This is a genomic window from Streptomyces fuscichromogenes, assembly GCF_014645815.1.
In the GTDB taxonomy this organism is placed as follows: Bacteria; Actinomycetota; Actinomycetes; order Streptomycetales; family Streptomycetaceae; genus Streptomyces; species Streptomyces fuscichromogenes.
Window position 1 is genome coordinate 264,921 of the sequence record NZ_BMML01000008.1, and the last position, 12,820, is coordinate 277,740.

8 protein-coding genes are annotated in these 12,820 nt (G+C 70.5%); 2 read left to right on the top strand and 6 right to left on the bottom strand.

Features of this window, described 5'->3' with window-relative positions:
* Window positions 1–50: 50 nt before the first annotated feature.
* Window positions 51–1,562, top strand: a complete 1,512-nt coding sequence (locus IEZ11_RS19860; RefSeq protein ID WP_189264129.1) for an MFS transporter — start codon at window positions 51–53, stop codon at window positions 1,560–1,562.
* 129 nt (window positions 1,563–1,691) lie between these two features.
* Here the strand turns inward: IEZ11_RS19860 and serA are convergent, their stop codons facing one another.
* From serA to IEZ11_RS19890, 6 genes are all read right to left on the bottom strand, one after another.
* A complete protein-coding gene (serA, locus tag IEZ11_RS19865) occupies window positions 1,692–3,281 on the bottom strand; it encodes a phosphoglycerate dehydrogenase (protein ID WP_189264130.1) in 1,590 nt (529 codons plus the stop codon).
* Window positions 3,282–3,511: 230 nt separating this feature from the next.
* The gene (ilvC, locus tag IEZ11_RS19870) at window positions 3,512–4,510 is read right to left on the bottom strand and encodes a ketol-acid reductoisomerase (protein WP_189264131.1); all 999 of its coding nucleotides are present in this window, start codon (window positions 4,508–4,510) and stop codon (window positions 3,512–3,514) included.
* Between the two features lie 119 nt (window positions 4,511–4,629).
* Window positions 4,630–5,154, bottom strand: a complete 525-nt coding sequence (gene ilvN, locus IEZ11_RS19875; RefSeq protein WP_046726929.1) for an acetolactate synthase small subunit — start codon at window positions 5,152–5,154, stop codon at window positions 4,630–4,632.
* Window positions 5,155–5,173: 19 nt separating this feature from the next.
* A complete protein-coding gene (locus tag IEZ11_RS19880; protein WP_189264132.1) occupies window positions 5,174–7,039 on the bottom strand; it encodes an acetolactate synthase large subunit in 1,866 nt (621 codons plus the stop codon).
* A gap of 243 nt (window positions 7,040–7,282) precedes the next feature.
* Window positions 7,283–10,312: a putative bifunctional diguanylate cyclase/phosphodiesterase gene (locus tag IEZ11_RS19885; protein ID WP_189264133.1), complete on the bottom strand. Its 3,030-nt coding sequence runs from the start codon at window positions 10,310–10,312 to the stop codon at window positions 7,283–7,285.
* Between the two features lie 402 nt (window positions 10,313–10,714).
* A complete protein-coding gene (locus IEZ11_RS19890) occupies window positions 10,715–11,665 on the bottom strand; it encodes a 2-hydroxyacid dehydrogenase (RefSeq protein WP_189264134.1) in 951 nt (316 codons plus the stop codon).
* A gap of 95 nt (window positions 11,666–11,760) precedes the next feature.
* Here IEZ11_RS19890 and IEZ11_RS19895 point away from each other — a divergent pair, with 95 nt between their 5' ends.
* Entirely contained in the window at window positions 11,761–12,759 is a 999-nt protein-coding gene (locus tag IEZ11_RS19895; RefSeq protein WP_189264135.1) for an aldo/keto reductase, read from the top strand.
* Window positions 12,760–12,820: the final 61 nt, after the last annotated feature.

Consider the following 12,820-nt stretch of genomic DNA (forward strand, 5'->3'; position numbering starts at 1 on the left):
TTATACAAGCGTTCTATACAACCGTGTAAGACGCTCGTACATTCCTTGGCATGACGAATCCGACGAGCACGACGACCGCACCACCGAACGCCGACTCCCGGGCCGGGCGCCGCGAATGGACCGCGCTCGGCGTGCTGATGCTGCCGCTGCTGCTGGTCTCGATGGACGTCTCGGTCCTCTACTTCGCCCTCCCGGCAATCGGCGCGGACCTCCGGCCGAGCGGCACCCAGCAGCTGTGGATCCTCGACGTCTACGGCTTCGTACTGGCCGGCCTGCTGATGACGATGGGCGCGCTGGGCGACCGCATCGGCCGCCGGCGCCTGCTGCTCATGGGGGCCGCGGCCTTCGGCGGCGCCTCGCTGCTCGCCGCGTACGCGGACAGCGCCGGGACCCTGATCGCCGCCCGCGCGGTCCTCGGCGTCGGCGGCGCGACCCTGATGCCGTCGACGATGGCCCTGCTGCGCACGATGTTCACCGACCCCGGCCAGCGTGCGAAGGCGATCGGCCTGTGGTCCGGGGTGATGACGGGCGGGATCGCGCTCGGCTCGGTGATGAGCGGGATCCTCGTCGAACACTTCTGGTGGGGCTCGGTCTTCCTGGTCAATCTCCCGGCGATGGCCCTGCTGCTCCTGCTCGGCCCGTTCCTGCTCCCGGAGTCCAGGAACCCCTCCCCCGGCCGCTTCGACTGGCTGGGCGTCCCGCTCTCGATGGCCGCCGTGCTCCCCGTGGTCTACGGCGTCAAGGAGATCCCCTCCGAGGGCCCGCATCCGCTCTACGTCGTCTCGGTCACCGTCGGCCTGCTCTTCGCCGTCCTCTTCGTGCACCGCCAGCGCACCACCGCCTCACCGCTGGTCCCACCGGTCCTGCTGAAGGGCCCCGGCTTCACCCCGGCGCTGGTCCTGAACCTCGTCGCCTCGCTCGCCATGCTGGGCTCGGCGATCTTCACCACGCAGTACATCCAGTCGGTCCTCGGCATGAGCCCGCTCGCGGCGGCGCTGTGGAGTCTGCTGCCCGCGGTGTTCATCGGGGCCGCGGGACCGGTCACGGCACGGCTGGTGCAGCGGGGCGCCGCCCGGGGGTACGTCGTCGCCGGCGGCTTCGCGGCCATGGCGGCCGGGTTCGTGCTGCTCGCCCTGATCGGCACCGACTCGCTGTGGCTGGTGCTGACCGGGGCCGGGGTGCTCGCCTGCGGGATGGTCGCGATCGTGTCCCAGCTGACCGACCTGGCGATGAGCGGCGCCCCGGTGGAACGGGCCGGGACAGCGTCCTCGCTCCTTGAGACGGCCGCGGAGTTCGGCGGTGCGCTCGGCATGGCCGTACTGGGGTCGATCGGCACTGCGGTCTACCGCCACGAGATGCCGGCGACGGCTCCGGCGGCGGCCCGCGAGACCCTGGGCGGCGCGCTGGCGACGGCGGCCCGGTTGCCGGGGCCGGCCGGAGAGGCCCTGACCCGGACCGCCCGGGAGGCGTTCACCAGCGGGATGCAGGGGGCGGCGGCAGCGGGTGCGGTACTGCTGGCACTGACGGCGGCGGGGGCGGCGGTGACGCTGCGCAGGCGGTGACCATACAGCTGCGCAGGGGGTGACCACGCAAACGCCGGACGGGCTGACTTACTCAGCCCGTCCGGCGTTTGAGGACATGACGCGAGCCTTCCAGCCCACCGAGTCGGGTGGGCGGGTGGGCAAGAAAAATCAGACCAGGTTCACCGAACGAGCCGACGTCGCCCCGATCTCCGCCTCCACCTCGGCCAGCACCGCGGAGCCCACCGTGTCGTCGACGGTGAGAACGGCCAGCGCCTCGCCGCCCGCCGCCGCACGGGCGACCTGCATACCGGCGATGTTGATGCCCGCCTCGCCGAGAATGCGGCCGACGGTGCCGACGACACCCGGCCGGTCCTCGTAGCGCAGCACCAGCAGGTGGTCGGCGATCGCGAGATCGACGTCGTAGTCGCCGACCGCGACGATCTTCTGGAGGTTCTTCGGGCCGGACAGCGTGCCGGAGACCGCGACCTCCTCGCCGCTGCCGAGGGTGCCGCGCACGGTGACGACGTTGCGGTGGTCAGCCGACTCCGAGCTGGTCGTCAGCCGTACCTCGACACCGCGCTCCTGCGCGAACAGCGGGGCGTTGACGTACGACACCGTCTCGTCGACGACGTCCTCGAAGACGCCCTTGAGCGCGGAGAGCTCCAGCACCTTCACGTCGTGCTGGGTGATCTCGCCGTAGACCTCGACGTCGAGACGGACCGCGACCTCACCGGCGAGCGCGGTGAAGATACGGCCGAGGCGCTCGGCGAGGGGCAGGCCCGGCTTGACGTCCTCGGCGATGACCCCGCCCTGGACGTTGACCGCGTCCGGGACCAGCTCGCCGGCGAGGGCGAGGCGGACCGACCTGGCGACCGCGATGCCCGCCTTCTCCTGGGCCTCGTCGGTGGAGGCACCGAGGTGCGGGGTGCAGACGACCTGGTCCAGCTCGAAGAGCGGGGAGTCGGTGCACGGCTCCTTGGTGTAGACGTCGAGGCCGGCGCCGGCGACCCGGCCCTCCTTGAGCGCCGCGTACAGCGCCTCCTCGTCGACGATGCCACCGCGCGCCGCGTTGACGATCCGCACCGACGGCTTGACCTTGCGCAGCGCCTCGTCGCCGATCAGGCCGACCGTCTCGGGGGTCTTCGGAAGGTGCACGGTGATGAAGTCGGCGACTTCGAGCAGCTCGTCCAGCGACAGCACCTTGACGCCCATCTGGGCGGCGCGGGCGGGCTGGATGTAGGGGTCGTAGGCGACGACCTTCATGCCGAACGCCGACATGCGCTGCGCGACCAGGGCGCCGATGCGGCCGAGGCCGACGACGCCGAGGGTCTTCTCGGCGAGCTCGACGCCGGTGTACTTGCTGCGCTTCCACTCGCCGTTCTTCAGCGCGGAGTTGGCCTGCGGGATGTGGCGGGCGCTGGAGATCAGCAGACCGCAGGCCAGCTCGGCGGCGGTCACGATGTTGGAGGTCGGGGCGTTGACGACCATCACGCCGGCCTTGGTGGCGGCGGAGACGTCGACGTTGTCCAGGCCGACGCCGGCTCGTGCGACGACCTTCAGCTTCCTGGCCGCGGCGATGGCCTCGGCGTCGACCTTGGTGGCGGAGCGGATCAGGATCGCGTCCACGTCGGCGATGGCGGGGAGCAGCTCGGCCCGGTCTGCTCCGTTGGTGTGCCGGATCTCGAAGTCCGGGCCCAGCGCGTCGACGGTGGCGGGCGACAGCTCTTCAGCGATGAGTACGACAGGTTTCGAGCTCACGTGAGTCCTCACAGGTCCAATGCGGACGGCCGTCCCGACGGCCGCAGGCGGTGGAGGTTGGCTAGCCGCGTGGAGACGCACGACGCTGTGGGCCTGACGCGTATGTAGTACGGCAGTGTAGTGGCGTGGCGTGGGGCGTCCTGCGCCTCTGCGGAAGGATCACCCGTCTGAGATTCGACGGGACGGACAACAGGGCCGGGGCGTGTCGCCCCGGCCCTGTCACCTGGGGCTCACGCCTCTTCGTTCACCCAGGACATCAGCTTGCGCAGCTGCTTGCCGGTGGTCTCCAGCAGGTGCTCGGAGTCCTGCTTCTTGTACTCGTTGTACTTCTTCAGACCGCCGTGGTACTCGTCCATCCAGTTGTTGGCGAAGGTGCCGTCCTGGATCTCGGCGAGGATCTGCTTCATCTCGGCCTTGGTGGCGTCGGTGATGATCCGGGGGCCGGTGACGTAGTCGCCCCACTCGGCGGTCTCGGAGACCGACCAGCGCATCTTCTCCAGGCCGCCCTCGTACATCAGGTCGACGATGAGCTTCAGCTCGTGGAGGCACTCGAAGTAGGCGATCTCCGGCTGGTAGCCGGCCTCGACCAGGGTCTCGAAACCGGCCTTGACCAGAGCGGCGGTACCACCGCAGAGAACGGCCTGCTCACCGAACAGGTCGGTCTCGGTCTCCTCGGTGAAGGTCGTCTTGATGACGCCGGCGCGGGTGCCGCCGATGCCCTTGGCGTACGACAGGGCGAGCGCGAAGCCGTTGCCGGTGGCGTCCTGCTCGACGGCCACGATGCAGGGAACGCCGCGGCCCTCCTCGTACTGGCGGCGGACCAGGTGGCCCGGGCCCTTGGGGGCGACCATGCAGACGTCGACGCCGGCCGGGGGCTTGATGAAGCCGAAGCGGATGTTCAGGCCGTGGCCGAAGAACAGCGCGTCGCCGTCGTTCAGGTTGGGAGCGATGGACTCCTCGTAGACCTGGGCCTGGATCGGGTCCGGGACCAGGATCATGATGACGTCGGCCTCGGCGGCGGCCTCGGCCGGGGTCACCACGCGCAGGCCCTGCTCCTCGGCCTTCGCCTTGGACTTGGAGCCCTCGTGCAGACCGACGCGCACGTCGACACCCGAGTCGCGCAGCGACAGGGCGTGGGCGTGACCCTGGCTGCCGTAGCCGATGACCGCGACCTTGCGGCCCTGGATGATGGACAGGTCGGCGTCGGCGTCGTAGAACAGCTCGGCCACTTTGGGTTCTCTCCTTGGTGTGCAGGTGTTGCGTCCCACCGTATGACGGCGGGCGGAAGGGAAGTCTCGGGGTCTCGGTATACGGGCGGCCGACGACGGCCGGCCGCCCGTGTCAAGCCTTACGCAGAACGGTCGAGGGCGCGCAGCGACCGGTCGGTGATCGAACGGGCCCCGCGCCCGATCGCGATGGTGCCGGACTGCACCAGCTCCTTGATGCCGAACGGCTCCAGCATCTTGAGCATGGCGGTCAGCTTCTCGCTGCTGCCGGTGGCCTCGATGGTGACGGCCTCCGGGGAGACGTCGACGGTCTTGGCGCGGAACAGCTGGACGATCTCGACGATCTGGGAACGCGTCTCGTTGTCGGCGCGCACCTTCACCAGAACGAGTTCCCGCTGAACGGCCGAACCCGGCTCCAGTTCGACGATCTTGAGCACTTCGACGAGCTTGTTGAGCTGCTTGGTGACCTGTTCCAGCGGCAGGGCCTCGACGCTCACCACGATCGTGATGCGGGAGATGTCGGCGTGCTCGGTGACCCCGACGGCGAGCGAGTCGATGTTGAAGCCGCGGCGGGAGAACAGGGCCGCGATCCGGGCGAGGATGCCCGGCTTGTTCTCCACCAGTACGGAGAGCGTGTGCTTGGACATTTTTCTGGCTCTCTCTCGCTCAGTCGTCTTCGTTGTCGCCGAAGTCGGGGCGGACGTCCCGGGCGGCCAGGATCTCGTCGTTGGAGGTGCCGGCGGCGACCATCGGCCACACCATGGCGTCCTCGTGGACGATGAAGTCGATGACGACCGGGCGGTCGTTGACGGAGTTCGCCTCTTCGATGACCTTGTCGAGGTCGTCCGGGGACTCGCACCGGATGGAGTAGCAGCCCATCGCCTCCGACAGCTTGACGAAGTCGGGGACCCGGGTGCCGCGGGCGTCCGGGTTGACGTCGTCGGGGCCGGAGTGCAGCACCGTGTTGGAGTACCGCTGGTTGTAGAACAGGGTCTGCCACTGGCGGACCATCCCGAGGGCGCCGTTGTTGATGATGGCGACCTTGATCGGGATGTTGTTCAGGGCGCAGGTGGTGAGCTCCTGGTTGGTCATCTGGAAGCAGCCGTCGCCGTCGATCGCCCAGACGGTCCGGCCCGGCTGGCCGGCCTTGGCGCCCATGGCGGCCGGGACCGCGTAGCCCATGGTTCCGGCGCCGCCGGAGTTCAGCCAGGTGGCGGGCTTCTCGTACTGCACGTAGTGCGCGGCCCACATCTGGTGCTGGCCGACGCCCGCCGCGAAGATCGTGTCCTCGGGGGCGAGCTGCCCGATGCGCTCGATGACCTGCTGCGGCGAGAGCGAACCGTTGTCGGGCAGGTCGTAGCCCAGCGGGTAGGTCTCGCGCCAGCGGTTGAGGTCCTTCCACCAGGCCGCGTACCTCGACTTGGCGGCCTCGCCCTGCTGGCCCTCGCTGTGCTCCTTCTGGACCGCCTGGATCAGGTCGGCGATGACCTCGCGGGCGTCACCGACGATCGGCACGTCGGCGGCGCGGTTCTTGCCGATCTCCGCGGGGTCGATGTCGGCGTGGACGATCTTCGCGTACGGGGCGAAGCTGTCCAGCTTGCCGGTGACGCGGTCGTCGAAACGGGCTCCGAGGGCGACGATCAGGTCGGCCTTCTGCAGCGCGGTGACGGCGGTGACCGCACCGTGCATGCCCGGCATTCCCACGTGCAGCGGGTGGCTGTCGGGGAACGCGCCGAGCGCCATCAGGGTGGTGGTGACGGGCGCTCCGGTGAGCTCGGCGAGGACCTTGAGCTCGGCGGTGGCGTGCGCCTTGATGACGCCGCCGCCGACGTAGAGGACCGGCCGCTTCGCGGAGGTGATCAGCTTGGCGGCCTCGCGGATCTGCTTGGCGTGCGGCTTGGTCACCGGGCGGTAGCCGGGCAGGTCCAGGACCGGCGGCCAGGAGAAGGTGGTCTTCGCCTGGAGGGCGTCCTTGGCGATGTCGACCAGGACCGGGCCGGGGCGGCCGGTGGAGGCGATGTGGAACGCCTGCGCGATCACCCGGGGGATGTCCTCGGCCTTGGTGACGAGGAAGTTGTGCTTGGTGATCGGCATGGTGATGCCGACGATGTCCGCCTCCTGGAAGGCGTCCGTACCGATCGAGGAGGACGCGACCTGCCCGGTGATCGCCACGAGCGGCACCGAGTCCATGTGCGCGTCGGCGATCGGCGTCACCAGGTTCGTCGCACCCGGGCCGCTGGTCGCCATGCAGACGCCGACCTTGCCGGTGGCCTGCGCGTAGCCGGTGGCCGCGTGCCCGGCGCCCTGCTCGTGCCGGCACAGGACGTGGCGCACCCGGGTGGAGTCCATCAGCGGGTCGTAGGCCGGCAGGATCGCGCCGCCCGGGATACCGAATACCGTGTCGGCGCCGACCTCCTCAAGGGAGCGGATGAGGGACTTCGCACCTGTGACGTGCTCGACGGGTGCGGACTGCTGTCCTCCGGAACGGGGCCGCGGCTGCGGATGGTGGGCCCCCGGGGCCTGCTCGGTCATCGGCATTCTCTTCTCGATGCTGAGGGTTTTCGCGAGGTTCGTACGGAATTCTGCTGCCGTACGTCTGGTGCTGGTGCAACAAAAAACCCCTCGTGCCAAAAGGCAAGCGAGGGGAGCGCGCCGGTGTGGTCGCTGGAGATTCCGGATCGTCCTCCGGTGGGCCCCAGCTCAGCCGACGCGCTGTCCAAGTACGAGAATTCGGGTGCGCATGGGACTGACCCTCCCTCCGACGCGCACCACGTGTCAAGTGGGTGGGACGGGAGTCTCATTATGTGAGCGTAGGGCACTTCCGCCTCCGAGCACGGCGGGTACGCCGGCGGGCACACCAGCAGGCACACCACTGGTGTACACCCCCACGCCGCCTCCCGCGAACGCCGGCTCGGCCGCCGGTGCGTGCGGGACCGGATAGTGGCCGGAACCGAGCGCCCGGCGCAGCCGGTACTCGTCCACCGGGCCGGAGAACGCCATGCCCATCCCGTGCGTGCACCCCATCTCACGCAACGCCGTGACCTGCTCGGGCAGGTCCACGCCCTCGGCCACCGACTGGAGGCCGAGATCGCAGGCGATCCGCAGCAGCCCGCTGGTGATCTTGTGCAGCCGGGCCGACTCGACGACCCCCTCGACCAGGCCGCGGTCGAGCTTGAGCACGTCGACGGGGAGCTTGCGCAGGGCCGTGATCGCCGCGTAGCCGCTGCCGAAGCCGTCCAGCGCGATCCGGACCCCGTGCCGGCTGAGTGCGGTCAGCCGCCGCTCCAGCTCGTCCAGCGGGACCCTGGGATCGGTGTCGGACAGCTCCAGGACCAGTGCCCCCGAGGGCAGCCCGTACCGGTTGAGCAGGGCCTCCACGGAGCCGAGCGGCGAGGACCGGTCGAGCAGCCGCCGGGCGGACGTGCGGACGGCGACCGGCACCACGAGCCCGCCCGCGGCCCGCTCGGCGGCCTGCTCGACCGCCTCCTGGAGGATCCAGCGGTCCAGCTCGGCGGTCTTGTCGCTGTCCTCGGCCACCCGCAGGAACTCGGCCGGCGTGAACAGCACCCCCTGCGAGGAACGCCAGCGCGCCTGCGCGGAGACCGATTCGATCCGGCCGTTCTGCAGGCACACCACGGGCTGGTGCAGCAGCGCGAACTCGCCGTCGTGCAGGGCGGCCCGCAGCCGGGTGGCCAGCTCCGCCTTGCGTACGACGTCCTGCTGCATCTGCGGCTTGTACAGCTTGACGCAGCCCTTTCCGGCCGACTTGGCGCGGTACATCGCCAGGTCGGCGTTGCGCAGCAGCTCACCCGCGCCGAGACCGGGTTCGGCGAAGGCGACACCGATGGACGCGTTGACACGGACATCGTTGCCGTCAATGGCGTACGGCTGGGAGAGGGTCACCCTGAGGCGGTCGGCGAGCTCCAGGATGTGCCGCTCCCGGGCACTGCGGTCACGGGTGCCGTCGCCGACGATCAGCGCCGCGAACTCGTCGCCGCCCAGCCGGGACGCGGTGTCGCCGTGGCGGACCGTGCCCTGGAGCCGGCGCGCGGCCTGGACGAGCAGCTCGTCGCCGGCCTGGTGCCCGATCGTGTCGTTGACGGCCTTGAACCCGTCCAGGTCGATGAAGAGCACCGCCGTGTTCCTGAGGGCCGGCCCCCGGTCGGAGGAGCGGCGGCCGGACAGGGCCTGCTGCACGCGCCGGGTGAACAGGGCGCGGTTGGGCAGGTCGGTGAGCGGGTCGTGCTCGGCATTGTGCTGGAGCTGCGCCTGCAGCCGCACTCTTTCGGTCACGTCCCGGCTGTTGAAGATGAGGCCGCCGTGGTGCCGGTTGACGGTGGACTCGACGTTGAGCCAGCCGCCCTCGCCGGACCGGAACCGGCACTCGATGCGGGTGGTGGGTTCGTCCTGGGAGCTGGCGGCGAGGAAGCGGCGCACCTCGTGCACCACGCAGCCCAGGTCCTCCGGGTGGATGAGGTTGGCCAGCTCCGAGCCCACGATGTCCTCGGCCGGCCGCCCGTAGACCCCGGCGGCGGCCGGGGAGACGTACCGGAGGATGCCGTTGGGCGCGGCGATCATGATGACGTCGCTGGAGCCCTGCACCAGGGAGCGGAAGTGGTTCTCCTGCTGTGCCAGTTCCTGGGTGAGGGTGATGTTGTCGAGCAGCATGATGCCCTGGCGCACGACCAGCGCGAGGACCACACAGTCGGCGGTGATCAGGACGACGTGGTCCGGGCTGCGGCCGTTCAGCACGTTGTAGAGGATGCCCAGGGTGCACACGGCGGCGGCCAGGTACGGGGTGAGCGCGGCCAGCGAGCCGGTGATCGGCCGGCCCGCCGGGTACCGGCTGTGATCGCCTCCCGGGGCGGGGGCGGGGGGCTGCCTGGGTGCCGTGGGCCGGCCGCCGGGCACGTGCTCGTGGACCACGCGGGTGTGCCCGTCGGGGTCCTGGGCGAGCGCCGGCCGGGGTGCGGCCCAGGGGGCGTACGCGAGCAGCAGCGAGCCGGCGAACCAGCCCGCGTCCAGCAGCTGGCCGGAGCGGTAACTGCTGTGCAGCAGCGGCGAGGTGAACAGGGCGTCGCACATCACGGTCAGGGCCAGGGCGCCGATCGCGGTGTTCACCGCGGTGCGGTTGCCCGGCGAGCGCCGGAAGTGCAGTGCGAGCACCATGCTGACCAGGGCGATGTCCAGCAGCGGGTACGCCAGCGAGAGCGCGGTGTGCGCGACGCTGGGCCCGTCGAACCGGGCGGCCTGGGCGAGCGCGAGGCTCCACGACAGGGTGAGCAGCGAGCCGCCGATCAGCCAGGCGTCCAGCGCCAGGCAGATCCAGCCGGCCTTGGACACCGGCCGCTTGGCCAGCACCAGCAGACCGACGATGGCGGGCGGCGCGAAGCACAGGAAGAACAGGTCGGCGTAGCTGGGGCTGGGCACCGGCCGCTGGAGCACGACCTCGTACCACCCCCAGACCGCGTTGCCCAGGGCCGCCATCGCCGAGGAGAGGGCGAAGAGCAGCCAGGCAGGTCGAAAGCGGACCCGCGGGGAGCGGGCGTAGAGGAAGCACGACACGGCGGCGGTGCCGGCGGCCGCGGTCAGACCGAAGTCGCCCATGAACAGGGCGATCTGGTTCGAGCCCCAGTCGAACGCGGAACCGACGGCGTATCCCGCGCAGATCAGGGCCAGGACGAGTTGGCGGACCACGCCGGTCCCGCCGCCGGTGACCGGCGGCCGGGGGTACGGCTTCCCTCCCGGAGGCTGTGCCCGCAGCGCTCCGGGAAGAGTGGTCGTCACAGGCGTCGGCGCTGTCACCGGATGCTCCCGGTCCGCGCCGCTCCCGGGTCCCTCGGGGCCGGGTGCGCTGGGTGTGGGTGCGTCCTGCGCCCGCTGTGGCTGCGGTGGTGGTGATGGCTGGTGTGGTGGCCGCGTCTGCGCGCAGCTGTGCGCCAGGGTCGCCGCCGGCGGCTCCGCCGCGTCGGATCGTTCGTCCATAGGCCGTGCATCGCCCGTCGCCCCCCTCACGAATCTGAAATGTCCATCCCCGGCGCCGAACGGTGCGCGGCGCAGCCCCTTCCGGGACGATACACCAGTCTCGTCACTCAGGGACATAGCTTCTCTACGCTCCGTGACGACCAGCGGCTATGCGCGCACGCACCGCGCCCGGAAGGTTGCGGACCGTACCGGAAGCGGATTACACGCGTATTGCCACGATGGTCAGTTGTCGGTGGATCCCGTCGTCAAAATCACGTTTCGCAACGGCTGCTGGTTCATGAAGCGGTTCAACTGCTCGGTGACGAGACGCTTGGCGCGCGGCAGGAAGGCCGAGGTGGGGCCCCCGACATGAGGGCTGATCAGCACTCCGGGCGCCTGCCACAAGGGGTGACCGGACGGCAGCGGTTCGGGGTCGGTGACGTCCAGGGCGGCGGTGAGGCGGCCGCTCTCCAGTTCGGCGAGCAGCGCCTTGGTGTCCACGACGGGCCCGCGCGCGATGTTCACGAGCAGTGCGCCGTCCTTCATCCGTGCGAGGAACTCCGCGTTGACCAGGCCTCGTGTGGTGTCCGTGAGGGGCGTGGAGAGGATGACGACATCTGCTTCCGGAAGCAGATCCGGCAGTTCGGTGAGCGGATGCACGGGACCGCGCGCCGAGGCGCGCCCGGAGCGCGCGACGCGCGCCACCCGCGCAACCTCGAAGGGCACGAGCCGGTCCTCGATGGCCGCGCCGATGGCGCCGTAGCCGACGATGAGGACCGACTTGTCGGCGAGGGCGGGGTGGAAACCGCTCTCCCAGTGCTCCTGCTGCTGGGCGCGCACGAACCCCGGGACGCCGCGCAGGGACGCCAGCGTGAGCGTGAGCGCGAGTTCGGCGGTGCTCGCCTCGTGCACCCCGCGCGCGTTGCAGAGCTGTACGCCGGGGGCGATCAGGTCGAGGGCCGCGGTCATGTCGTCGACGCCGGCGGTGAGGGTCTGGATGAGCCGGACGTTCAGCATTCCCGACAGCGGCCGCACCTTGAGGTGCTGCCGCTTCATGTAGGGGACCACGTACACGGCACAGTCGGCGGGGTCGCCGGGAAAGTCCTGGTCGCCGTCCCAGAAGAGGTAGTTGAGGCCTTCCGGGAGCCCCTGGATCTCGGTCGGCGGGATGGGGAGCCACACGTCTTGGGTCATGCCGAGGAGGCTAGGGCCTGCCGGGCGGGCCCCAGGTCAGGGGTGTGGGGACACAGAGGTTAGGTTGGGGGCCGGAGAAGGAGGTCAACGGGCAGGTGGAGCGCAGGACGATCGGCGCGGGGGCGCTTGCGGTGGGGGCCGTCGGACTCGGGTGCATGCCGATGAACTGGGCCTACAGCGGGTCACGGCAGCGGGGCGACGAGTCGCTGAGGGCGGTGCACGGGGCCCTGGATCTGGGCGTGACGCTCCTTGACACGGCCGACATGTACGGCCCGTTCACCAATGAGCTGCTGCTGGGGCGGGTGCTCAGGGAGCGGCGCGCGGAGGCCTTCGTGTCGACGAAGGTGGGCTTACTCGTGGGCGACCAGCACATCGTGGCGAACGGCAGGCCCGGGTATGTGAAGCGGGCGTGCGACGCGTCGCTGCGACGGCTCCAGACCGATGTCATAGACCTCTACCAGCTGCACCGCGCCGACCCCGAGGTTCCCGTCGAGGAGACCTGGGGCGCGATGGCGGAACTGGTGCGGGCGGGGAAGGTGCGGGCGCTGGGGTTGTGCGCCGTGGGGGCGCGTGGGGGGCGCAGGTCCGGCGCGCGATTGCATGACGCGACCCTGCGTCAGCTTCAGCGGGTGCAGCAGGTGTTTCCGGTGAGCGCGGTGCAGGCGGAGCTGTCGGTGTGGTCGCCGGAGGCGCTGGAGTCCCTGTTGCCGTGGTGCGTGGCGCGGGGGGTGGGGTTCCTCGCGGCGATGCCGCTGGGCAACGGGTATCTGAGCGGCACGCTCACGCCGGGTGAGGGGTTCGAACCCGATGACCTGAGGGCGCGGCATCCTCGCTTCACCGCGGAGATGATGGCGGCGAACCAGCCGATCGTGGCGGGGCTGCGGAGGGTCGCCGGCCGGCGGGGGGAGGGGGTCACCGCGGCTCAGGTGGCGCTGGCGTGGGTGCTGGCGCAGGGGCGGCAGGTGGTGCCGGTGCCGGGGACGAAGCAGGGGCGGTGGGTGGCCGAGAACGCCGGTTCGGCGGAGGTACGGCTGACCGCGGAGGATCTGACGGAGCTGGGCGGGCTGCCTGCTGCGCAGGGTTCTTGGGACTGAGCGGTAGGGGAGCCGGTGGGTGGTTCGGTGCGGCGGCGTGGGGGCTGGCCGCGCAGTTCCC

Coding starts and splice junctions, on each gene's coding strand:
- IEZ11_RS19860 (WP_189264129.1), top strand. CDS start 51: ATGACGAATCCGACGAGCACGACGACCGCACCACCGAACGCCGACTCC.
- ilvN (WP_046726929.1), bottom strand. CDS start 5,154: ATGTCCAAGCACACGCTCTCCGTACTGGTGGAGAACAAGCCGGGCATC.
- IEZ11_RS19880 (WP_189264132.1), bottom strand. CDS start 7,039: ATGACCGAGCAGGCCCCGGGGGCCCACCATCCGCAGCCGCGGCCCCGT.
- IEZ11_RS19890 (WP_189264134.1), bottom strand. CDS start 11,665: ATGACCCAAGACGTGTGGCTCCCCATCCCGCCGACCGAGATCCAGGGG.